Consider the following 22,766-nt stretch of genomic DNA (forward strand, 5'->3'; position numbering starts at 1 on the left):
AAGTAGGAGGGGAATCAAACAGTTGGGTCAAGAGATCCTTTGACCCATCTAACTCGGCGAATGCCGAGAGACTATTATATATTAAGGAGGGGTATTGGTGAGAAAGAATATAAAGCTTCATTTGATCGTGTTGGCGTTTGTAGTGGCAGGTGAATGGATCGGCTCCAAGCAATTCAACATCGGTGTCGGAACGATCGCTTTATTTCCAATGCTGTATGTGTTGATCTGGGGCGGGATTGTCAGCTGGCCTAAATTCAAACTATTGACGCAAAAGCAAATGAAAAACGCAGCAACGATTCTCGGGATTTCGTTTATGTTGTTTGTTGCCAAACTCGGTACAATGTTAGGGCCATCTTTGCCTAAAATTTTCGAGGCGGGTCTGTCCCTGGCGGTACAAGAAATTGGACATGTCATCGGCACCATTATGATCGGATTGCCAATCGCCCTATTGTTGGGCATGAAACGGGAAGCCATCGGAGCGACTTTTTCCATCGACCGTGAACCGAATCTGGCCATCATTGCCGAGAAATTTGGCGCAGACTCGCCGGAAGGAAGGGGAGCGCTCGGCGTCTATGTATGCGGCACAGTATTTGGAGCCATTTACCTGGCATTGCTGGCCGGTTTCCTGGGAAGTCTCGGTTTCCTTCATCCCATCTCATTGGCAATGGGAGCGGGGGTTGGATCGGGCAGCATGATGGCAGCGGCATCCGGTGCGCTTGCTGTTACATTTCCGAATGATGCTGCCGATATCGCATTATTTGCTGCTGCCGCCAATCTGATTACGACCATACTGGGGACTTATATATGTGTATTTTTCTCTCTTCCAGTCACCATCCGGTTGTATAACTGGTTGGAGCCAAAGCTTGGCCGCCATAAGCTCTCTACTGACAAGGGAGGCGGAGAAATATGATTGAAAAGGTAAAAATCCTGTCATTGATTGGTGTTATTGCCATCATTGGAAACTGGGTAGGGTACAAGGTCAACCCGATTGAAGCACTGCCGGGAATTCTAATTATCGTTATCATAACAATCAGCGGACTGGCGCTTGCCAATTATCTTCCCATTAAAATTCCGGCAGTCGTCTGGATTTCATTTATTGCGCTCATTACTACGACACCTATTTTTCCCGGCAACGGATGGATTGTCGAGCAAACATCTAAAATCGACTTCATGGCCATCGCTACGCCGATTCTTGCTTATGCAGGTTTATCACTGGGTAAAGACATAGACGCATTCAAGAAATTGGGGTGGCGCATTGTGGTTGTATCCATTGTCGTCTATACGGGAACCTTTTTATTCGCCTCCTTATTTGCAGAAATTGTCTTCAAAATTCAAGGAAGATTTTAAAGACAGGGAAAGCGTCTCCTATATGACGTTAACAAAGTTCATGAAACAGCCTGAGTCCGGACTCAGGCTGTTTAAATCTAGATAATGGTAAAATGTGTTGAGTTTGCGGGAACCCCGGAAAGACTGCTTACTGGATGTTTTCGTTTTCTATTTCTCTACCAACACTCCTATCGCTTTTTTTGAAATTCCGCCTCACGGCAACCGCTCCGATGGCTAGAATGAAAGTGACTCCCGTAATCAGCAATAAATACCAAATATTGTCCTTCAGCATGCCGCTGTTTCCGCCAAATACAATGGAATAATAGCCGTCTGCTCCATACGTTGCAGGCAGGAAAGACGCCAATCCTTGATAGCCGTTTGTCAACAATTCTTTTGAAACCAAAACACCCGATGTGACAAGTTGAAAGGAAAGGGCCAAAATATTGAACACCATTCCGTAATTCCCGAAAAGGAAGACAAAGACCTGGGCGAACATTAAAAATGACAGGAACATGATACCCTGGAAAAGGTAGATCGTCCAAAATGGCTCCTGGGTTGCAACGTCAAACAGTTTCATCAGACCGATAGTCAGGAATGGCAGGAGGAAGGCGACGCCCACGTTAATGATTTGTCTTCCTAAAAACAAGCTCCATTTTGAATAGGCCGATCTAATCGTTTCGGCAGCTTCATGTATTTGCATAATCATCACCATGGCACCGGCAAATGAAGAGATGATGACCATCAGGGGGACGAGGTTAGCGGAAAATTCATCGACGGCATTCGTCTTCTTGACCACCCCTTCAACCGGTTCTGAGTGAATGGTTGAAAAAACGGATTGTACTGTTTCTCCGAGTGCTTGTGCAACCGGCTGCTCCAAAGGGAGTTGCTGCAACTTTTGCTCGAACATCGTCTCTCCCGCAGTTTTTTGCAGAGAAAATACTTTCTCGTTCAGTTGCCTGTTTAATTGATTTGCAGCTTGCTCCATCATCGTTTTACTGAATGTTGCATTTGCTTGGTTGATCCAGTAATAAATGGAAGGGCGTTCTCCCGACTGCAGCGATGATGTAAAATCAGACGGTATCTGGATAATCATTTCCATTTTCCGGTCATTCATTTCATCAGAAGCCTTTTTAAAAGAACTGTACTGTTTTACCTTGAAAGGAAGATTCTGCTCAAATTCCTCCCCAATATTCATTTCACTGTCTTGATCTTCGTATACCATTCCAATTGTCAAGTGATCCGTCCGATCCTGCACCCCTTTATAAGCCGTCAACCATACGGAGAAAAAGACCAATTGGAACATGACGGCTGCCATTATTCCAGTATAAGTTCCTCTTACTTTGAATAGTGCTTTGATGCCGTTCATTGAAATGCCTCCTTTGAATGTAAGTACTTGCTTGCATACATGGTAAATTTTTTTCTAGGGGGCAATTCCCCTAGAAAAAATCGACATGCTCGTTTTCAATAGATCCTGAATATCCAGTTCTGTTACTTTCGGTCCCGATCGGATGTGCGAGATGAAATGGCCGAAATTGAGGGCAATGAATGCCAAAGAGACTTCCTCCTCATTCAAATCCAATATTTTCCCTCTTTTTTTCATTTCCCTGAAATACCCCATTAATTGTTCTTTTAAAAAACGGGGCACATTGGCAAGCTCTTCATCGATTTCCGGAAATGTACCCGCTTCTTTAAAGGCGATGAGAACCAGGTTTTTAATGGGCAGCATGGATTGAAAGTATCTGTTGGAAAAATGAAGCAAATCCGTCTCCAATTCATAGGTGATATCAAATTGAATCGTTTTCTGCAAGACCGGGCCATATGAAAATTTGTCAATGATCGCTTTTAAAATACCGCGCTTATTCCCGTAATGGCGAAAGACGGTCACTTCATTTACCCCTGCAAGTTCAGCGATCGACCTGGTTGTAGCTGCGGCATAACCTTTCTCGCTGATCAATTGGATCGCGGCATCCAAAATGCGTTCTGATGTCGATTGTGTCGACAAATGGTTCAACTCCCCTTCATGCATGCAAGTAGTTACTTGCATTTTAGCATGGAACCAATAGAAAAACAACAGCAAGAACGGTTTCTGGTTCATTTCTGATGGATAACCACTGTTTGGGTATGGAGGAAATCTTTGTAACATGATTGAAATAATAATGCAAGATGATTGTAATGACACTCTGTCGAAATTTGATGGTATAATTCTATCTGAATTATCAATAGTTGTCGGATATATTGTTTTTAGCGAAAAAGAGGATTTTTTTTCACACAAGGATGAATAGATACATATTTGAAAAGCTTTATAGGGGGAAAAATAAAATTGAAAAAAAGATTGCTAGTATCCGTGCTTGGTACAGGTCTGTTATTTGCGTCACTTCCGAACAGTGCAGTATTTGCCAATGAAAATTTGGATCAGGAAATTTCGGCGAAAAAGCAGGAAATTTCTTCTTTAAAAGCAAAAGAGCAGGAAGTCAATGATCTTCTGGGGAAATTGAATGCAAAAGTAAATGAAACGAATCAAAAAATTACGGCGGCCGAAAACAATATTTCCAAAACAAAAGAAGAAGTGAAGCAGCTTGAAAAAAATATTGCCGAAATAAAAGAGCGTCTTGAAAAGCGCTATGAGGTATTGCAAAAGCGGGCCCGCGCCGTTCAACAAAACGGAGGCTCGGCCAACTATCTTGATGTGCTGCTGGAGGCTGAAAGCTTTAGCGATTTGGTTGACCGCACGATCGCATTGACAAAAATTTTAAACGCTGATAAAAGCATCATAGAGGAGCAGAAGAAAGACCAGCAAACATTGGAAGCTTCTGAAGCGGAACTGAAAAAGAAATTGGAGAAAATCCAGAGCGAACTGGCAGAAATCAAAGAACTGAAAGAACAACTTACATATCAGGTAAATGATAAAAACAGCATGCTTGCCGCCATGAAAGAGCAGCGAAATGAAGCCAGCAAGGAATTGGTGGATCTTGAGAACCAAAAAGCTGCCATGATTGAAGAAGCGAAGAAAGCAGAAGAAAGAGCTGCTGCTAAAGCAGCGGAGGAAGCTGGAGCAACAGGAGAAGGAGCGGCAGAAAAATCTGGAGCAGCAGAAAAATCCGGAACAGCAGCATCGGCAGAAGATTCCGGAACAGCAGCAACGGCAGAAAAATCTGGAGGAACCGGAGCGGCAGCAACTGCAGCCGGAAATACAGCAAAAGCGGGATCTGTTGCAGCATCCAGCGGCGGTACAGCTCCAAAAAGCCGGTCTGTGGCACCGTCTGCACCTACAGTGAAAAAGGGCTCATCTGCTATTGAAACTGCCATCAGTACAGGCTCTTCGATTGTTGGCCGTTCTCCCTATAAATGGGGAGGGGGCAGAACAGCCGCTGATATCCAAAACAGGCGATTTGACTGTTCTTCGTTTGTCCATTGGGCCTATGCGTCGGCTGGAGTGAATCTTGGCTGGACAACGAGCCAGCTTGTCAACCAGGGAAGAGCGGTCAGTGCATCAGAGATGAAGAGAGGAGACCTTGTCTTCTTTGATACTTACAAGGCAAACGGCCATGTCGGCATTTATCTTGGCAATGGGACCTTCTTGAACGACAACAGCTCTCACGGCGTATCCGTTGACTCCATGAGCAATAGTTACTGGAAAGCCGCCTTTAAAGGCGTTGTCAGACGTGTAGTTGAATAAAGAGGATCAAAAGCAGGGGGGCATTATTCCTCCTGCTTTTGTCTGTATTACAAGCCGGGATGACATGAACTGTTTATTATATGAATAAAATCACCGGCATGTGGCAGGACATTGATTTCATTTTTTCTCGTACAAAGAAACACGGGGCGGTTGATCTCAATGCCTTCAACATATATCTTTGCCACTTGCTTTTGCCGGATAAAGTTGTCCAAAGCGATTGATGGCGCAAGCATGACACCAAAGCCTGCTGCAACCGTTTGGATGGAAACGCTCAGTCCGTATAATTGCATGCCGATATTGGGTGGAGGTGCTTTATGAAGCTTGCACAATGCAAGCAATAAATCCTTTGTTGAGCTTCCTTCTTCCCGCAAAATAAACGGTTCGCGCATTAAGGTCTCATACGACACAGTTTTCCCGGCAAGCCGATGGTGATAAGGGGCAATAAAGCAAAATTCCAAGTTCATCAAAAATTGATAATCGATATCTGGATGATGGTCATTTTCCTCTATGACAAATGCCAGATCCGCCTTATAATGGAGGAGTTGTTCTATAACCTGCTGTGTATTTTCCGTCTTGACATTGACTTTTCTTGTTGGGAAGGCCGTTTTGTATTTGCTGAGCCATTTTGGCAGCAGAAAATTTGCCGGAATATAAGAGGCTGCAATATTTAAATCCTCTGCCCCCGAATCCCGCACCTGGGCAATTTTATGTTCAATATCATTCTCCAAGTCAAACAATCTTCGTGCCTGTTCGTATAAAAATTTCCCGTTCGGCGTCAGGGTAATCCCTCTTCCTTTTGATTCTATCAAAGGGAATCCTACTTCTTTTTCCAAATTCCGTACTTGAATGGTCACGGCCGGCTGGCTGATTCTAAGTGACTCCGCTGCTTTAGACACACTTTTTAATTCGGCCACTTTTGCAAATAACCGCAGTGCATGTAAATTCATTGTGGATCCCTTCCTATAAAAATAATTTATATGTTTATAACAATTATATATTATATTTATCAATCTTGCTCTTGTATCCTTTACTATAGAACCACTATTCACCTAAGTAAAAATAACATAGGGGAATCCGACAATGACAATAAATAAAAATGAAGGAACTGCAATAAAAAAGGGGTATCTTCAGCAAGGTACACCGGCGTTCAAAAAAGCCAATTTTGCGTTATTCACCGCTGCTTTTATTACGTTTTCCAATCTGTATATGACACAATCCATTTTACCGGTCTTTACGGAGGAATTTCATGTTACGCCAACAATGGCAAGCCTGTCTTTATCATTGACGACACTCTCCCTTGCCTTTGGACTGCTTATTTTTGGCTCTCTTTCCGAGGCATGGGGAAGAAAAAACATCATGTCTGTCTGCATTATCATTGCAGCGGTTTTAACTGTGGTGATTGCATTCTCGCCAAATTTTGAACTTCTTTTGGCATTGCGGGTGCTTCAGGGGCTGGCATTTGCCGGCATTCCTTCGATTGCCATGGCCTATTTGGGGGAGGAAATCGAAGGAAACAGCCTGGGTGCAGCGATGGGCCTGTATATCAGCGGCAATACGATTGGGGGACTTGCCGGAAGAGTCATCATGGGAACGATGACAGATTTGTTTTCCTGGAAAGCGGGAATGCTTTGCTTAGGAAGTATTAGTCTGATTGCCGGCATTTATTTCATATGGGCTTTGCCGCCATCAAAGCATTTTGCATCCCGGCCGTTGAATTTAAAAACGCTTTTCGGATCCCTCACTTCCCATTTGAAAAATCCGGTTTTGGTGTTATTATTTTTCATCGCTCTTTTTTTAATGGGGAGTTTTGTCACCATCTTTAATTACCTGGGCTTTAAGCTTGCGGAACCTCCGTATCATTTAAGCATGACAATCATAGGCTGGTTGTTTCTTGTTTATTTAGTTGGTACATTCAGTTCAGCCTGGTTTGGCATGCTCGGTGACAAAGCGAGCCGCCCCATGTTTATCATCATTGGTGCGCTGCTGATGGTATTGGGTGTATTATTGACGCTTCCCGTTCATCTATTTTATCAAGTGCTGGGAATTGTCGTTTTGACATTCGGTTTTTTCGGCGCCCATTCGGTAGCAAGCGGTTTGGTAAGCAAGCTTGCAACACATGATATCGCTCAGGCATCCTCACTTTATTTATTTGCCTATTATATGGGGTCGAGTATCGGGGGCTCTGCAGGCGGCCTATTTTGGTCACACTTTGGCTGGGCAGGAGTAGCAGGCTTTACGGCAGTGCTGGTGGTTGTTTCCGCCTTTTTGGCTCTACAAGTAAAAAAGCTGTGTTGAATGAACATACAGGCGGCCGGAAACTGGCGGAATTGCCGCACCGTTGTATCCTTTTTTGGTCCAAAAGGAACAACATGGGGCAGCCTGTATGGACTGTATGCCCTGTTGCTTCATTTACTGTTTTTATGGTATTTTTATAGAAAATTTCAATGGAAGCATTAACGAATACAGAACTACCTGATGTCCATTGGGAGAGGTGTAATGACATGTGCTCTGAAAATATATGGAACGCAGATTTGTATGATGATAAACTTAACTACGTATCTCATTTCGGGAAGGGAATCGTAGAGCTGCTTCGTCCGCAAAAGGGAGAGAGAATCCTTGATTTGGGCTGTGGAACTGGGGATCTTTCCTATGAAATCTCCAAGTCCGGTGCCATGGTGACAGGAATGGATGCATCAACCCAAATGGTTGTAAAGGCGCGTGAAAAATATCCTTCAATCCCGTTCATAGTTGGCGATGGTGAAACCTTTAGAACAAATGAAAAGTATGATGCTGTTTTTTCAAATGCAGCCCTTCATTGGATGAAAGACGCTGAGAAAGTGGTCGAATCCATTGGGCTCGCACTACATCCTGGCGGCCGCTTTGTAGCGGAATTTGGCGGGGAGGGAAATGTCCAAACCGTCATTCGGGGAATAGAAGAGGTGCTTTATCAAGAATATGGCGTGAATGCAACGAAGAGAAACCCTTGGTATTTCCCCAGTATAGGGGAATATAGTGCTCTACTGGAGCGGTACGGATTTAACGTGCAATATGCTCATCATTTTCATAGACCGACCGTGTTGCCGGATGGAGAAAAAGGATTATTACATTGGCTGGATGGTTTTGCAAATGACTTTTTCCCCGAATTTTCTAAAGAAGAAAAAATAGTAATTTATGAAAAAATAAAAGATAAGATTCAGCCGGATTTATATAAAGACGGCATATGGGAAGCGGATTATAAGCGCATTCGAATGATCGCAATGAAAAAGGGCTAATGCATTCTTCAAGAGCCGTACCAGCTGCCTAATCCAATTAAGATAATGGGAAAACTAAAAAAAACATTTGACAACGAAAAATTCCCGTGCTAGACTGCTATTAACCATTCAGCAAACCAATTCAATAAGTTCTTATCAAGAGCGGTGGAAGGATCTGGCCTGATGACACCCGGCAACCTTAAGTTTGCTACTTAAAAGGTGCTAAATCCAGCTGAGCGTTTTGCTCGGAAAGATAAGAGGAAATTAAAGATACACCCTCTCATCTTTCGTGAGAGGTTTTTTATTTTAAAAAAATTGAATAGCAGATTCTTATCAAGAGAGGCGGAGGGACTGGCCCGATGATGCCCGGCAACCATTAAGCAGAAATTTCCGGCTTAATAAGGTGCTAATTCCTGCAGGAGGCAACTCCTGAAAGATAAGAAGAGAAAATCGATGATAAGCGGCTCTCTTCTTACGAAGAGGGCTTTTTTATTTAACGAATGAGGGGGAAACGAAAATGACAACAGCAAAAAACGCAACGTATGATCTTGAAACATTGGCATTACACGGAGGGCAGGCACCGGATCCGACTACAGGATCGAGGGCGGTTCCCATTTATCAAACGACTTCCTTTGTTTTTCATGATACCGAGCATGCTGAACGGTTATTCGCTTTGGATGAGCCGGGAAATATCTATTCCCGCATCGGAAATCCGACAGTGGATGTTTTTGAAAAGAGAATGGCATTGCTGGAAGACGGGGTGGCAGCGGTGGCAACATCATCCGGAATGTCCGCCATTACGTTATCCATTCTGAGCCTGGCAAGCGCCGGCGATGAGATTGTAGCTGGGGCAAATCTTTATGGAGGTACATATAACTTATTCGCTGTAACACTTCCGCGCTACGGGATCCATGTCAAGTTTGTCGATCCAACCGACCCGGAAAACTTTAAAGCGGCTATCACTGATAAAACAAAAGCCGTTTACGGGGAAATTATTGGAAATCCCGGCTTGCAGGTGCTGGATGTAGAAGCGGTGGCTGAAATTGCCCATGAAGCCGGAGTGCCTTTCATTGTCGATAATACTTTTGCAACTCCGCATGTCTGTAAACCGCTTCAGCTTGGGGCTGACATCGTTGTCCATTCGGCAACCAAATGGATAGGTGGCCATGGTACATCAATTGGCGGCGTCATTGTTGACGGAGGCCGCTTCAACTGGAACACGGAAAAGTTTCCTGAATTTACAGAGCCTGATTCAAGTTATAACGGGATTCGATATGCCGTTGATTTCGGAACATTGGCATTTATTACAAAAGTAAGGGTCCAATTGCTGCGCGATTTCGGTGCAGCATTAAGCCCGCAAAATGCTTTTCAGCTGATACAGGGATTGGAAACCTTGCATATACGGGTTGAACGCCATAACGAAAATGCCGCCAAGCTGGCGGAATACCTGGAAAGTCATCCGGCGGTGGAGTGGGTATCCTACCCGGGGCTTGAAAGCCATCCTTCGCACGGACTGGCGAAAAAAATATTCAATAACGGTTTTGGCTCCATCATTGTATTTGGCATCAAAGGTGGAAAACAAGCTGGAAAAGATTTGATCAACAACGTCTCGCTGTGGTCGCATGTAGCAAATGTCGGAGATGCGAAATCACTTATCATCCATCCGGCTTCCACAACACACCAGCAGCTGACCAAAGAGCAGCTGGAAGAAACAGGCGTGACCGAATCGCTTGTCCGCTTGTCGGTTGGGATTGAATCGCTTCGCGATATTCAGAACGATCTTGATCAAGCGCTGAGTAAAGCAACAGGTATAGGTAGCGGAGGAAACCAACCCATTGTGATCAATGATGAGGGGGTTATCCGCTGGGCATTAAACTCCGCAACTGAAAAAGTATTGAAAAATGGACAGGAAGTCAACCGTCAAAAAACATTGGCCATTGTCGGTTTAAGCGGAAAAGAAGCAAGGCCCAGCTACCGCTTGGCCCGCAAAATGCAGCGGTTAGGTTACAAAATTGTGCCTGTCAATCCAAGGGAAACTGAAATATTGGGTGAAAAAGCCTACCCGGATTTAAAAAGCATTCCATTCCCAATCGACGTTGTTCAAGTATTCAGAAGTCCGGAAGCGGCAATTGGCGTCGCAAAAGAGGCAGTTGAAGTGAAGCCGAGGATTTTCTGGCTCCAGGAAGGCGTCATATCTCCAGAGGCTGCGGCAATAGCAAGGGATGCCGGAATTCCGGTCGTCCACAACAGGTGTACGTACAAAGAAGCACAAAGATTAAGAGGAACGATCTCCACCTATGCGTGTGAGATTTAAAAGGAGAATAACGACATGAGAAAAATAACATCCATTTTAGCAATCAGCATTTTGGGGTTTGGTTTATTCATCACTTCCGGTTGCTCATCCAGTGCCAAATCGGAAGGAAAACCGGAAAAAATCAGACTGGACTATGCTTACTACTCGCCGACAAGCCTGGTTTTGAAAAAATTCGGTTTCTTGGAAGATGAGTTTAAAGATGACGGCATTGAGATTGAGTGGACATTAAGCCAGGGAAGCAATAAAGCCCTGGAATTCCTGAACAGCAACAGTGTTGATTTCGGATCGGCTGCGGGAGCGGCTACATTGATGTCCAAGGCAAATGGAGCGCCGATTAAAAATGTCTATATCGCCAATAAGCCGGAATGGACAGCACTTGTCACAAGTGCGGATTCCACCATTAAATCGGTAAAAGATTTAAAAGGAAAAAAAGTGGCAGCGACACTCGGGACAGATCCTTATATTTTCCTGCTTCGGGCTTTAGATAAAGAAGGTGTGTCGGTTGATGATGTGGAGATTGTCAATCTGCAGCATGGGGACGGAGCCTCTTCACTGACCAATGGATCAGTCGATGCGTGGGCCGGGCTTGACCCTCATATGGCCCGCCTTGAAATTGAAACTGGCGCAAAACTGTTTTACCGCAATCCTGATTTTAATACGTACGGATTTTTAAACGTGAGGGAAGATTTTGCTGAAAAATACCCTGAATATGTACAGCGTGTGATCAAAGCCTACGAGAAGGCAAGGCAATGGGTGCTTGATCATCCGGAAGAAGCCGTAAACCTGTTGGCGGAAGAAGCAAGCATTCCGGAGGATGTTGCACGTATCCAGCTTGAACGCAACGATTTTTCAGAACCTGTGCCAGGAGATGTTCAACGCAAAGCGCTTATTGAAGCGGGTAAAATTTTACAAGAGAGCGATGTCATCGATTCAGGAGCCGATCTTGAAAAATTGACTTCAAATCTTATTGATCCGTCATTTGCAAAAAAAGCAATTGAAGGCAAATAAACTCGGGCAGGAGAGAAGTGAAATGGCAAAGCATGAAGGAGAGTTAGCGTCCGCCCTTGTCGCTGAAAGACCTGCAGAACAGAAAAAAGTCCGGATAAAAAAGCGGAACCTTCAGCCGGTTATACTTGGAAGTTTACTGCCAATCATTCTTGTAGTGGCGTGGGAAGCGTTAAGCCGCCTGGGCATTTTTCCATCGTATCAACTCCCAGCCCCATCCACGATACTGGCGACCATTCAAAAAATGGCGCAGGACGGTTCCTTATGGGGGCACGTGGGCATCACAACCTATCGCGTATTTTTGGGATTCATATTAGGAACGGCTGTGGCAGTGGTTTTTGGTTCGTTTGTCGGTTTTTATAAAAAAGCGGAATATCTGTTTGACCCGATGATTCAGGCTTTCCGCTCGATTCCATCATTGGCATGGGTGCCATTGTTCATCCTTTGGATGGGGATTGGGGAACCTTCCAAAGTGACGATGATTGCAGTCGGGGTATTTTTCCCGGTTTACTTGAATATCGTCAGCGGAATTGCAGGAGTGGACCGGAAGTTGATCGAAGTCGGAAAAATGTACGGATTGAGTACATTCCGGCTGGTCACCAGAGTGATTTTGCCTGCATCATTGCCTTCCTTCCTTGTAGGGCTGCGCAGCGGCTTGGGCTTGGGCTGGATGTTCGTTGTCGCTTCAGAATTGATGGGGGCCAGTCAGGGATTGGGATACTTGCTTGTCCTTGGGCAAAACACCCTTTCACCAGAGACGATCATTGCAAGTATCATTTTGTTCGCCATCATTGGAAAATTGACCGACTGGATTCTTAAAGTCATTGAAACACGGACACTGCATTGGCAGGACCGGCTTGTGAAGTCGTAGTTCGGGGGGGTAAAAGATGAGCTTGGAATTGAAAAATGTCAGTCGGACATTCGCTGGAAAAGCAGCAGTCCGGAATATCACCTTTTCTGCAAAACCGGGTGAGATTATCGGAATACTGGGTACGAGCGGCTGCGGAAAGAGCACGTTATTGCGGGCGATTTCCGGTCTGGATAACGAGTATGACGGAGAAATAGCGATCAACGGCCAAACGTCAAAAGAAGTGCATGATGCAACAGGCTTTATTTTTCAGGAACCGCGGCTTTTTCCCTGGATTACCGTGTTGGAAAACGTCATTTTTGGATTGAAAGGCAAAAAGGAAGACAGGATCAGCCTTGGAAAACGATATTTGGAAAGCGTCGGTTTGGGAGGCTGTCAAGATCTGTATCCAAGGCAATTGTCGGGCGGAATGGCACAGCGTGTTGCCATCGCCCGCGCCCTTGTCACATCACCGGAAATCCTGTTGCTGGATGAGCCTTTCAGTGCATTGGATGCTTTTACAAAAATGCAGCTGCAAGACTTGCTGCTTGATATTTGGAAGGAGCATAAGACGACAATCGTACTGGTTACACATGACATTGATGAAGCAACATATTTATGCGATCGTGTCGTTATCCTTCGAGGCCAGCCGGGGGAAATTGCCAGGGAACTGACAGTAGAAGAAAGCCGGCCCAGGTCGAGAGGAAGCAATGTATTGGCGGAACTTAAAACAGAGATATTGGAGAGCCTGGATTTGAATAAAGCGGGCAAAACCCTGATCTCGTCGCAATGGGGGGATTGATGATGGCAGTTTTAGAAAGGGAGATTATCGCGCCGGTATCGGGGACGTACAATCTGGAAAACTATGAAGCGTTACGTCATACATTTTCGTGGGATGACGCTGCAAAGGAATTAAGTTTCGCAAGGACCGGAAAAGTCAACGCGGCGTATGAAACGATTGACCGGCATGTGGACGAAGGCTTCGGGGAAAAGACCGCACTTTATTATGTCAACGGTGATGAAAGGCGTACCCTGACATTTAAAGAAGTGAAGGAAAAAACGGATCATTACGCGAGAGTTTTAAAGAATCATGGAGTACAAAAGGGAGATAGGGTGTTTGTCTTTCTCCCGAAAACTCCGGAATGCTACATTTCCATTTTGGCCATTATCAAAATCGGTGCCATTGCGGGTCCCTTGTTTGAAGCTTTTATGGAAGAGGCGGTCAAAGATCGGATCAATGATTGTAAAGGGACCGTGTTGATTACAGACAATGAGATGGTCAAACGTGTTCCGCAAAAAGAAATACCGTCCCTTCATACGATTTTGGATATCGAAGAGATTGAAAATACGGCTTTTGACGGTAAAAACGATGATGATCTGGTTGAATGGGTGGATCTTGAGGACGGAATGCTTATTCATTATACGAGCGGATCAACCGGAAAACCAAAAGGCGTATTGCACGCCCATCGCGTCGTGAGTCATCACTATGTTTCTGGCAAGTGGGTCCTGGATGTAAATGATGATGATATCTATTGGTGCACCTCCCATCCCGGCTGGGTGACAGGCAGTGTGTACGGCCTGTTTGCACCATGGCTGAATCGGGCGACGATCGTCATTCAAGGCGGCCGCTTCAAAGCCGAAAACTGGTATCAGCTCATCCATGAATTGAAGGTAACGATCTGGTACAGCGCACCGACTGCTTTTCGGATGCTGCTTTCACAAGGCGAGGTGATAAAAAACTATGATCTTTCCTCATTGCGCCATGTCCTAAGTGTCGGTGAGCCATTAAATCCTGAAGTGATCTACTGGGCGTGGGAAAAATTAGGCGTCCGCATTCATGACACATGGTGGATGACCGAAACTGGCGGACACTTGATCGTCAATCTACCGGCTGAAACGATCAAACCTGGATCAATGGGACGGCCATTTCCCGGCATTACGGTCGGTATTTTGGATGAAGATGGCCAGGAACTTCCACGGGGCTCAGTCGGACAGCTGGCGGTTCGCACGCCGTGGCCCGGATTGATGAAGGAAATCTGGGGAAATAAAGATAGATTTGACGCCTATTTCAAATATGAAGGATGGTACGTTTCGGGAGACCTGGCTTATCAGGATGAAGACGGCTATGTGTTTTTTCAAAGCCGGGACGATGACATGATCAACTCTGCAGGGGAGCGGATCGGCCCCTTTGAAGTCGAAAGCAAATTAATCGAGCATCCTGCGGTCGCTGAAGCAGGGGTAATCGGAAAGCCTGACCCTATTCGCGGTGAAGTGGTGAAAGCTTTCGTTACATTGAGGCCGGGGTTTTCTGAATCGAAGGAGCTGCTTGAGGAAATCCGCGTCTTTGTCAGAAACCACTTGGCTGCCCATGCAGCACCAAGGGAAATAGAAGTATTGGAGGAACTGCCCAAAACAGTGATCAGCGGAAAGATTTTACGCAGGCAATTGAAAGAGCTGGAGATGAATAGAACTTGAAATGGAGGGGATTGGATTGGCAGCTGTGACATTGACTCAAGGTAAAATCGGCGGAATTCATGCAATTCCGGAGCTTGCACCCCAATGGAAAAAGCTGAACTTGGCGGAAATAGTAAAAAGGAGAGCGGCTTTTGTTTCGATCAGCCAGAATAAATGCCTCTATGAGAGTGACGGGGCCCTGGGGCATGAAAATCACCGCCAGCGCGGGAGCTTGCCAGCAACAATCAAAACGTTGAAAGCTGCCAGGAATGCCGGCAACTTTGTTTCATTCAATTGGATCGGCTACAATATTTTTCGACGAAGTGACCCGCAAAATATTTTCGATAAGGCCCAATATGAAACATGGGTAGAAGGCTTGGATGTCACCGAAGAGAAGATCAAATGGGACAATGAATTGGTGGATGAACTGCAGGAATTGGTTGAGCCGGATGATCTCCAATTTCATGAATGTGCGCTGCAAACCGCTTTTATCGGTACACCGTTTCCGCTGGAATTAGCCAGGAAAAGAGTGGAAGTTATCGTATTTACAGGTGTCCATCTCGACTGGTGCATAGAAGGAAATGTCCGATTGGCACGCGACAACGGCTATTTGCCGATTGTGATCGGGGATGCGACAGGGTGTGAAAAGCCAGAGCAGGAAGCAGCCGCCATGGAGCGGATCAACAATATTTTTGCACCTGTCATATCATCCGATGATTTTGTGAAGTATCTGGAACAACCGATTTGAAGGGAGGCTGAATGACTATGTTCCAAGTTAAAGCATATTCCGGAAATAAACAGGAGGACTATCAATTACTGCTCAAGCAATTAAAAGCTCTTCTTGACGGAGAAACAGATGAAACAGCTTTATTGGCCAATGCATCGGCGTTATTGAATCAATTTTTGGATGAAGTGAATTGGGTCGGCTTTTATGTATGGAAAAATGATGAGCTCGTCCTTGGGCCGTTTCAGGGATTGCCTGCATGTACACGAATCGCTTATGGTAAAGGCGTGTGCGGGACCGCCGTAAAAGACCGGAAAACAGAGCGTGTGGCTGATGTTCATCAGTTTCCCGGCCATATCGCCTGTGATGCGGCAAGCCGGTCGGAAATTGTTGTTCCTATTGTCGTGAATGGGGATGTTTATGGAGTACTTGATATCGACAGCCCGATCACGGACCGCTTTGATGAAATCGATCAGAAATACCTTGAAGAATTTGTCACGATCATTGAGGGATATTTAAAATAACTAAGAGCTGACTAGACCACTAGAGGCACTTTGTTTCATCTGCATGGATGGGGCGAAGTGCCTTTTTATTTGAGGTGATGGAGTGAAAGCGGAAACTTCTGCAAACATGGCAACATTCAGCCGGCCTGATTTGCAATTTTACAAATGGTGCGGCTTAAAGTATGGGATCAATCGAGGGATTTACAATACAATCGAAGCCGTTCTTTATGAAAAAGGTTATGTAGATGTGTATGAACGCCGTTTTGCTTTAATCAGGTTTCTTGAACATTCATTAAAGGAGGACCTGTACGACGAAAAAGCGAAGGCGATCAAGTTTGGCCGGGGAAATCTAACCGTGATGGTACATGAGTTTGTGGATGAACGACCTTAAAACAGATGAAGATACAATGCAAAGGAGAGGACCGATTTGGCGAAAAAAAGAATCTATTTGAACGCCTTCGAGATGAATTGCGTCGGGCATCAGTCACCCGGCTTATGGAGGCATCCGGAAGATCGATCTGAGCGGTATAACGACCTTGATTATTGGGTTGACCTTGCGAAGACCTTGGAAAAGGGGCGCTTCGACGGAATTTTTATAGCCGATGTCATCGGCATTTACGATGTGTATCGGAATGATAAGACAGCCACACTCAGGGAAGCGACCCAGGTTCCGGTAAACGACCCGATGATGCTTGTTTCGGCCATGGCCCATGCGACGGAACACTTGGGGTTCGGCATTACCTGCTCTACGACTTTCGAACATCCTTATACGTTCGCCCGGAGGATGTCGACGCTGGATCACTTGACAAAAGGACGGATTGCTTGGAATATCGTTACTTCCTATTTGGAAAGCGGTACGAAAAATATCGAAATTGGAGATAAGTTCCAGCATCGTGAACGGTATGCTATCGCCGACGAGTATATGGAAGTTTGTTATAAGTTATGGGAAGGAAGCTGGGAAGAAGATGCGGTCAAAAGGGACAAAGAAAGGGGGATTTTTACCGATCCAGAGAAGGTGCATGGAATAGATCATCATGGAAAATACTTTGACGTGCCCGGCATCCATTTATGTGAACCGTCTTCACAGAGGACTCCCGTTTTATACCAGGCAGGCGGCTCGCCCACCGGCAGGAAATTTGCAGCAAAACATGCGGAATGCACCTTTGTTTCGGGACCAGCCAAAGCCCCGATAGCCTCCTATGTCAAAGACTTGAGGAAGCTTGCTGAGCATGAGGGCAGAGATCCGCAAAGTGTCAAAATATTCGCCTTGATGACGCCGATTGTGGGCCGGACGGAGGAAGAGGCCTGGAGCAAATATGAAGAGCTGACAAAGTATATCAGCTATGAAGGAGCATTGGCATTAGTAGGAGGCTGGACCGGCCTCGACTTTTCAGGGTATGATCCCGATGATGAAATAGAGTATATTGAAACAAACGCGATTAAGTCATGGTTAAAAATGTTGACTGCATCAAGACCTGATAAAAAATGGACAGTCCGGGAGCTCGCAAATTTTGTGGGAGTAGGCGGAATGGGCCCCGTTGCTGTCGGAACACCTGAACAGATAGCGGATACGCTGGAAGAATGGGTGGAAGAAACCGATATCGACGGCTTCAACCTTGCTTACGCTTTGGCACCTGGAACCTTCAAAGATTTTGTTGAGCTTGTCACCCCTGAACTGCAAAAGCGGGGTATTTTAAAGAAGGAATATACAGATGGGACTTTCCGGGAAAAATTATTCGGTAAAGGAAATGCGCGTTTGCCGGAAGAACATCCGGGAGCGGGATACCGCAGAGCGGCGTTGCACGCATAGGAGGAATCAGTTTTTTTAGATCTAAACGTACATCTGTGATTTTAAACAAGATCACCTAAATTGGTGATCGTGCAATCACCTGGCATAGGGATTTCGCTGGTTCGATGAATTCCTTGGACGAAGCTTCGCGTAGGCGAAGCTTCTATTTTTTATGGATAAAATTCTGTTAATCAGTGGGGGAAGATACCGGCCGGACTTCAAAACGATTGACTCTGCTATGGATAAAAGATTATATTGTTTCTTGAATATCCCCTGATGGGATGAGAAGAAGGAGAAGCCATATGAAAAAACAAAATATGACGTTAACCATATTACTTGTAAATCTTTTTATCGCTTTTTTGGGGATTGGGCTAGTGATTCCGGTGTTGCCGACCATCATGAACGAATTGAATTTATCGGGATCCGTTGTGGGCAATCTTGTTGCGGCCTTCGCTATCGTGCAGCTAATTACCTCTCCAATTGCAGGGCGTTGGGCGGATAAGTATGGACGAAAAAAAATGATTGTTTTGGGTCTGTTGGTTTTCAGTCTATCCGAATTGTTATTCGGGCTCGGTAAAACGGTGGAAGTTCTTTTTGCTTCCCGTTTTCTCGGCGGTATCAGCGCGGCATTTATCATGCCGGCAGTTACAGCATTTATTGCCGATATTACAACGATGCAAACACGCCCGAAAGCACTTGGCTATATGTCGGCCGCCATATCGACGGGCTTTATTATCGGGCCCGGCCTGGGTGGATTTTTAGCTGAAATCGGGACGCGTCTTCCGTTCTTTACAGCAGCATTATTTGCATTGATTGCGGCGGTTTTATCATTGATTACGCTTCGTGAGCCGGAGCGAAATCAGGAAGGCGGAGCCATGGAACAAAAATCTGGCATAAAACGCATTTTTGTGCCGATGTATTTTTTTGCTTTTATCATCATTTTGATTACGGCATTCAGCCTGGCTGCCTTTGAATCATTATTTTCTCTCTATGTTGACCACAAATTTTCTTTTACGCCCAAGGATATTGCAATTGTTATTACAGGCGGGGCCATTGTCGGGGCAGTTGCACAGGTCGCATTTTTCGATCGCTTGACGAAATACCTTGGAGAAATCGGCCTGATTCGCTATTGCCTGATTCTTTCAGTCATACTCGTATTTTTAATGACAATCGTACATTCATACATCCACATACTGCTCGTCACCTTTATTATCTTTGTCGGTTTTGATCTGATCCGTCCGGCCGTTACGTCTTATTTATCCAAAATCGCCGGCAGTGAGCAGGGGTTTGTCGGCGGGATGAACTCGATGTTTACAAGCGTCGGAAATGTCTTGGGACCGATCATTGGCGGTATTTTGTTTGATGTGGATTTGGATTATCCTTTTTATTTTTCATCCATTTTTTTATTGATCGGCGTCGCCCTTTCACTTGCTTGGAAAAAGCCGGGACATTTGAATGATCTGAGCATCCATGATTGATCATCCCGTGCTGAAGCTCCATTATGCGTGGGCGTGACCTGCTATTTCACATGGATTATCCCCGAAAAAATAAATTATAGTCGAAAAGAAGGTTTTTGAATAACAAAAATGGCAGGGAATTGAATTCCCTGCCATTTTATCCAGCTATAGAATCCCAGTTTAAGAATTTGAGGTAAAACAAGAATGATAAGTAGGGAGATCAACTGCCAGTAAAAGCCCGATTGTTCAATTAACAATCAGCGGGGGATGAGAGGATCGCAGGCTAAGAACGCCACATCGTGGGGCAACGCCTGCATGACCCACATCCTGTGGGCCTCATCCCGCTAATTAAGTTTCACCTTATTTAACCGCAGATTTGCGTACAAGCCCTTTTTTGATCAGGTTCATTTCCGTTTTGAGATTATCCAGTGATTCCTGGTGGGATAAATCATGGGCAAATGTCTCAACCAGGTTCCGGAATGTGATCGATGTGATGATTTGCAGTACATGAAAAAGTTCTTTATCGCTGGAAATGTTCAGATTGCTGCGATCGATTAGTGCAGCCGTCGCTTTGAAGTGTTCCCCGTTTTTATTGTTGTCGTTAATTTTTCGCGCAAAAGAATGTTCGATTTTTTGCGTCATGTTCAAGAAGGCATTTTTCAAAAAGTGAAAGTGCTCCTCTTCTTCCAGCAGTCGTTTATAAAAATCCACCGCTGTTTCAAACAAGTCACCGTCATGGATGCTTAATATCGAGAGGAAATTGTATTTTTCCTGCTCTGCAAGCTCATTGAGCAAGTAGAAAAAAGCATCGTCTTTGTCCTCAAAGTATTGATAAAAGCTGCCGCGAGGGATGCCGGCAGCTTTCACGATATTGGAAATGGAAGCCTCGAATAACGGAACCCTTGAAAATTCGCTTTTGATCGCCTGGACCAATGTTTGTCTTTTTTCGTCGGGCAAATTATAAAATGTCAGTTTTGGCATGGTTCCCCATCCTTTATGAATAAAAATAATCGTTTTCCTTGTTTTCTGCTTCCAAAAACTTTACAAAGTGGTTGATGGCCATCATAGGAGATTCTTTCACTAATGACGTATATTTCCTTTTCAGGGAAGCGGAAGCAATATCGCTTTTTTCAATACGGCTGATCACATATTCGGCACTGATTTTTTGAATCTCTTTGCGCTGAATTTTTGCTTCTTTGGATAAAGCCATGCCGAGTGCTCCCAATATGGCGTAAAGGATGATTGTCACGACCATGTTTTGCTTGTCTGGAATAAAAAATAACACAGTTGCCAGGTTGAAAATTGAAATCAGGATTAAAGGCATGGACCAAAATCCATATTTCGACGCTTTTTTAAAGAGCGGTGCTATTTTCTCATTTAATTGTTCAAGCTCCCTTTGAATAAAGGGCGGGACATTTGTTATGGGAAACATGAGATTCACTCCTCATATTTAAATTTGGATAAAAGCTCTTCGGTAATTTGAAGCCGGCCGTCGGGCTGCAGGCTGTTTTCAAATTGCCGGTTCTCTTTGATCTTGTTAACTTGCTCATGTATCTTTTCCACTTTTTCATCAAGCTGCAAGGCGGAAAAAGCAGCTTCCGTCAATTCATCTTTCAACTTATTCGGTATTTCTCCATCATATTTATAGTAAAGTTTATGTTCAAGACTGGCCCAAAAATCCATCGCAATTGTCCGAATCTGAATCTCTGCATATACATGATGCTCCCTGTCGGACATGAAGACAGGAATCTGGATAATTAAATGCAGGCTGCGGTACCCATTTGGCTTCGGATTTTTTATATAATCCTTTGATTCGATCACTCGGATATCTTTTTGTCTTTTCAGCATATGGCTGATTTTATAAATGTCGGAAACGAATGAGCATGTGATTCGGACTCCTGCAATATCCCGGATGTTCTCCTTGATTGCCGAAAGTGTAAGGTCAAATCCTTTCCGATAAGCTTTGCTGATAATGCTGTCAGGTGACTTCAGGCGTGATGTGACATGCTCAATCGGATTATCGTCGTCAATGTATTGAAATTCCTGCTTTAAAATATTAATTTTCGTATTCACTTCATCAAGGGCAAACTTGTAGGTCATCATGAAACGGATCAATGAATCTTTTAAGCTCTTCATTTTGTCGAGGTCATTTGGAACGATTGCCGCCATAAAATAAACTCCTTTTTGTGACATGTTGTCACATTCTATATTTAGTTTAAATGACACTGTGTCATTTGTCAAATAAACATTAAAAAGTTTTTTGATAGAAAGAAGCAGATCATATTAATAGGGCGTTGTTTTTATAAGAAAAAGGAAATTTATCAATCGAAGGGACTACATAATACTATACTGGGTTAGGAATTTAAATAAAAAAAGGGACAATAGCAATGTAAAAAAACTGTCCTTTAGCGCCATTGCAATGATCATTTTTTTGTTGGAAGCATGCGAAACCAAGGAAGATGGCAAAAAAGAGGAGGCAAAGCCGCTGCAACAGAGGAAAAAGCGGATGAAGCTGCCGAAAAAGATGTCGAAGGGAAAGAAGAGAAAAGAAATCTGCTAAAAAAATAGACGACGGCTTTTTGTTGAATTGGCACCCTCAAATCGAATATTTTCCTGTTGCTGAAACAAACTAATCATAACTTAAAACTGGGGGGCAAAACGATGAGAAATAATGGTGATCGAACAAGTAAAGGGTTAAATCAAATTTTTGAAATCATCAACGCAAAAGGCGATCAAGAGGAGCTGCAAAAAATAGTGGAAAACACCGATCAGGAGCCGGAAAAGGGAGTTGCTGCCCTTAAACAAAAGCGGTCTAATTAGAAACATGGCTTTATTCCTTGCCAGAGTCCGATGATCAGGCCGACAATGGCTAAAAGCACAAAGCTTTTCACCGAGTGCGATTGGTTTTTTAAGGAAATACCATTTTAGGGCTATTAATATAAAACGCCAGGGAGGTAATAATCAGTGTTAATTATGGCTTACTGAACAACCTTTATTTTGATCAATAGTTTGCCACTCGCAGTTTCTGAAATAAAAATAGCCGTCGAATGAAAAAATAAAAAAAGGGAAAAAAGGATCCCGAAGGATCTTTTCAAGGTTCATGACCAAGAACTGGAGGGCAATGACGGTTTCACTTGTCTGTTGAAGGCGTGCTCGAATAAGGCCAAGCCCATAAGCACGCTTGCCCTCGCCAAATTTGCCTTCGACTGCGTTCCGATCTAAGGCGTCCTGGTATTCAATTTGTTTGTGGGCGCTGCTTTCCTCCCTGTCCTTTGAAGGCCGTCCCAGTTTAGGTCCACTCAGACGGATGCCCAGTTTTTTGCAATACTGGCGGTTCTCACGCGTCCTGTAAATCTGATCTGCCAGTACAGCTTCCGGATAAACGCCGTATCGTCTGCGGTAGGCCTCAACAGATTCCTG

General features: G+C 44.5%; 24 protein-coding genes and 2 riboswitches. Of the genes, 17 read left to right on the forward strand and 7 right to left on the reverse strand.

All coding sequences use genetic code 11. The features are described 5' to 3' along the window. The first annotated feature begins 97 nt into the window (after positions 1 to 97). Positions 98 to 910, forward strand: coding sequence for a DUF3100 domain-containing protein (locus tag AB1L08_RS16935; RefSeq protein ID WP_413065833.1), 813 nt, complete (start codon positions 98 to 100; stop codon positions 908 to 910). Then, a complete protein-coding gene (locus tag AB1L08_RS16940; RefSeq protein ID WP_413065834.1) occupies positions 907 to 1,347 on the forward strand; it encodes a hypothetical protein in 441 nt (146 codons plus the stop codon). Before AB1L08_RS16935 ends, AB1L08_RS16940 begins: the two co-directional genes overlap by 4 nt. 127 nt (positions 1,348 to 1,474) lie before the next feature. Here AB1L08_RS16940 and AB1L08_RS16945 read toward each other — a convergent pair whose 3' ends face one another. Together AB1L08_RS16945 and AB1L08_RS16950 are read right to left on the reverse strand one after the other, a co-directional pair. Continuing rightward, positions 1,475 to 2,692 carry a YhgE/Pip domain-containing protein gene (locus AB1L08_RS16945; protein WP_413065835.1) on the reverse strand — a complete coding sequence of 406 codons (1,218 nt, stop codon included), beginning with the start codon at positions 2,690 to 2,692 and terminating at the stop codon, positions 1,475 to 1,477. 54 nt (positions 2,693 to 2,746) lie between these two features. Continuing rightward, a complete protein-coding gene (locus AB1L08_RS16950) occupies positions 2,747 to 3,328 on the reverse strand; it encodes a TetR/AcrR family transcriptional regulator (protein WP_413065836.1) in 582 nt (193 codons plus the stop codon). Positions 3,329 to 3,646: 318 nt separating this feature from the next. On the opposite strand from AB1L08_RS16950, the gene AB1L08_RS16955 reads away from it, so the two are divergent. Beyond that, positions 3,647 to 5,002 (forward strand): C40 family peptidase, encoded by a 1,356-nt coding sequence (locus tag AB1L08_RS16955; protein WP_413065837.1) that lies wholly within the window; start codon positions 3,647 to 3,649, stop codon positions 5,000 to 5,002. Positions 5,003 to 5,049: 47 nt separating this feature from the next. On the opposite strand, the gene AB1L08_RS16960 is transcribed toward AB1L08_RS16955, so the two are convergent. Next, positions 5,050 to 5,949 (reverse strand): LysR family transcriptional regulator, encoded by a 900-nt coding sequence (locus AB1L08_RS16960; RefSeq protein ID WP_413065838.1) that lies wholly within the window; start codon positions 5,947 to 5,949, stop codon positions 5,050 to 5,052. A 133-nt stretch (positions 5,950 to 6,082) separates the two neighbouring features. On the opposite strand from AB1L08_RS16960, the gene AB1L08_RS16965 reads away from it, so the two are divergent. The 12 genes from AB1L08_RS16965 (at position 6,083) to AB1L08_RS17020 (ending at position 19,367) form a co-directional block, all read left to right on the forward strand. Beyond that, positions 6,083 to 7,297 carry an MFS transporter gene (locus tag AB1L08_RS16965; RefSeq protein ID WP_413065839.1) on the forward strand — a complete coding sequence of 405 codons (1,215 nt, stop codon included), beginning with the start codon at positions 6,083 to 6,085 and terminating at the stop codon, positions 7,295 to 7,297. A 206-nt stretch (positions 7,298 to 7,503) separates the two neighbouring features. After that, positions 7,504 to 8,274 carry a class I SAM-dependent methyltransferase gene (locus AB1L08_RS16970; protein WP_413065840.1) on the forward strand — a complete coding sequence of 257 codons (771 nt, stop codon included), beginning with the start codon at positions 7,504 to 7,506 and terminating at the stop codon, positions 8,272 to 8,274. Between the two features lie 129 nt (positions 8,275 to 8,403). Then, positions 8,404 to 8,513: riboswitch (SAM riboswitch) on the forward strand. A gap of 67 nt (positions 8,514 to 8,580) precedes the next feature. Further along, a riboswitch (SAM riboswitch) is annotated at positions 8,581 to 8,696 on the forward strand. Positions 8,697 to 8,770: 74 nt separating this feature from the next. Beyond that, positions 8,771 to 10,567 (forward strand): PLP-dependent aspartate aminotransferase family protein, encoded by a 1,797-nt coding sequence (locus AB1L08_RS16975; RefSeq protein WP_413065841.1) that lies wholly within the window; start codon positions 8,771 to 8,773, stop codon positions 10,565 to 10,567. A 15-nt stretch (positions 10,568 to 10,582) separates the two neighbouring features. Further along, positions 10,583 to 11,575: an aliphatic sulfonate ABC transporter substrate-binding protein gene (locus tag AB1L08_RS16980; RefSeq protein ID WP_413065842.1), complete on the forward strand. Its 993-nt coding sequence runs from the start codon at positions 10,583 to 10,585 to the stop codon at positions 11,573 to 11,575. Between the two features lie 22 nt (positions 11,576 to 11,597). Further along, positions 11,598 to 12,443 carry an ABC transporter permease gene (locus tag AB1L08_RS16985; RefSeq protein ID WP_413065843.1) on the forward strand — a complete coding sequence of 282 codons (846 nt, stop codon included), beginning with the start codon at positions 11,598 to 11,600 and terminating at the stop codon, positions 12,441 to 12,443. A gap of 16 nt (positions 12,444 to 12,459) precedes the next feature. Then, positions 12,460 to 13,221 carry an ABC transporter ATP-binding protein gene (locus AB1L08_RS16990; protein ID WP_413065844.1) on the forward strand — a complete coding sequence of 254 codons (762 nt, stop codon included), beginning with the start codon at positions 12,460 to 12,462 and terminating at the stop codon, positions 13,219 to 13,221. A 2-nt stretch (positions 13,222 to 13,223) separates the two neighbouring features. Next, entirely contained in the window at positions 13,224 to 14,894 is a 1,671-nt protein-coding gene (gene acsA / locus AB1L08_RS16995; RefSeq protein ID WP_413065845.1) for an acetate--CoA ligase, read from the forward strand. A gap of 25 nt (positions 14,895 to 14,919) precedes the next feature. Beyond that, a complete protein-coding gene (locus AB1L08_RS17000) occupies positions 14,920 to 15,621 on the forward strand; it encodes a cysteine hydrolase family protein (protein WP_413065856.1) in 702 nt (233 codons plus the stop codon). A gap of 17 nt (positions 15,622 to 15,638) precedes the next feature. Then, positions 15,639 to 16,121 (forward strand): GAF domain-containing protein, encoded by a 483-nt coding sequence (locus AB1L08_RS17005; RefSeq protein WP_413065846.1) that lies wholly within the window; start codon positions 15,639 to 15,641, stop codon positions 16,119 to 16,121. 82 nt (positions 16,122 to 16,203) lie between these two features. After that, positions 16,204 to 16,491 carry a hypothetical protein gene (locus AB1L08_RS17010; RefSeq protein ID WP_413065847.1) on the forward strand — a complete coding sequence of 96 codons (288 nt, stop codon included), beginning with the start codon at positions 16,204 to 16,206 and terminating at the stop codon, positions 16,489 to 16,491. 36 nt (positions 16,492 to 16,527) lie between these two features. Continuing rightward, positions 16,528 to 17,910, forward strand: a complete 1,383-nt coding sequence (locus tag AB1L08_RS17015) for an LLM class flavin-dependent oxidoreductase (RefSeq protein ID WP_413065848.1) — start codon at positions 16,528 to 16,530, stop codon at positions 17,908 to 17,910. 281 nt (positions 17,911 to 18,191) lie between these two features. Further along, on the forward strand, positions 18,192 to 19,367 hold the full coding sequence (locus AB1L08_RS17020) for an MFS transporter (RefSeq protein WP_413065849.1): 1,176 nt from the start codon (positions 18,192 to 18,194) through the stop codon (positions 19,365 to 19,367). A gap of 339 nt (positions 19,368 to 19,706) precedes the next feature. Here the strand turns inward: AB1L08_RS17020 and AB1L08_RS17025 are convergent, their stop codons facing one another. From AB1L08_RS17025 to AB1L08_RS17035, 3 genes are read right to left on the reverse strand one after another with little or no spacing between them, the layout of a single operon-like run. After that, positions 19,707 to 20,327 (reverse strand): TetR/AcrR family transcriptional regulator, encoded by a 621-nt coding sequence (locus AB1L08_RS17025; RefSeq protein ID WP_413065850.1) that lies wholly within the window; start codon positions 20,325 to 20,327, stop codon positions 19,707 to 19,709. A 13-nt stretch (positions 20,328 to 20,340) separates the two neighbouring features. Then, entirely contained in the window at positions 20,341 to 20,778 is a 438-nt protein-coding gene (locus AB1L08_RS17030) for a DUF5392 family protein (protein WP_413065851.1), read from the reverse strand. Between the two features lie 5 nt (positions 20,779 to 20,783). Further along, complete coding sequence (locus tag AB1L08_RS17035; protein ID WP_413065852.1) at positions 20,784 to 21,515, reverse strand: GTP pyrophosphokinase; 732 nt, start codon at positions 21,513 to 21,515, stop codon at positions 20,784 to 20,786. Between the two features lie 273 nt (positions 21,516 to 21,788). Here AB1L08_RS17035 and AB1L08_RS17040 point away from each other — a divergent pair, with 273 nt between their 5' ends. Both AB1L08_RS17040 and AB1L08_RS17045 read left to right on the forward strand, forming a co-directional pair. Next, positions 21,789 to 21,914: a hypothetical protein gene (locus tag AB1L08_RS17040; protein WP_413065853.1), complete on the forward strand. Its 126-nt coding sequence runs from the start codon at positions 21,789 to 21,791 to the stop codon at positions 21,912 to 21,914. Between the two features lie 93 nt (positions 21,915 to 22,007). Next, positions 22,008 to 22,166, forward strand: a complete 159-nt coding sequence (locus AB1L08_RS17045) for a hypothetical protein (RefSeq protein ID WP_413065854.1) — start codon at positions 22,008 to 22,010, stop codon at positions 22,164 to 22,166. 147 nt (positions 22,167 to 22,313) lie between these two features. Here the strand turns inward: AB1L08_RS17045 and AB1L08_RS17050 are convergent. After that, on the reverse strand, positions 22,314 to 22,766 hold a 453-nt coding region (locus AB1L08_RS17050), incomplete at its 5' end, for a transposase (protein ID WP_413065855.1).

It is taken from the genome of Siminovitchia jepli (assembly GCF_047228825.1).
Lineage (GTDB): Bacteria > Bacillota > Bacilli > Bacillales > Bacillaceae_C > Siminovitchia.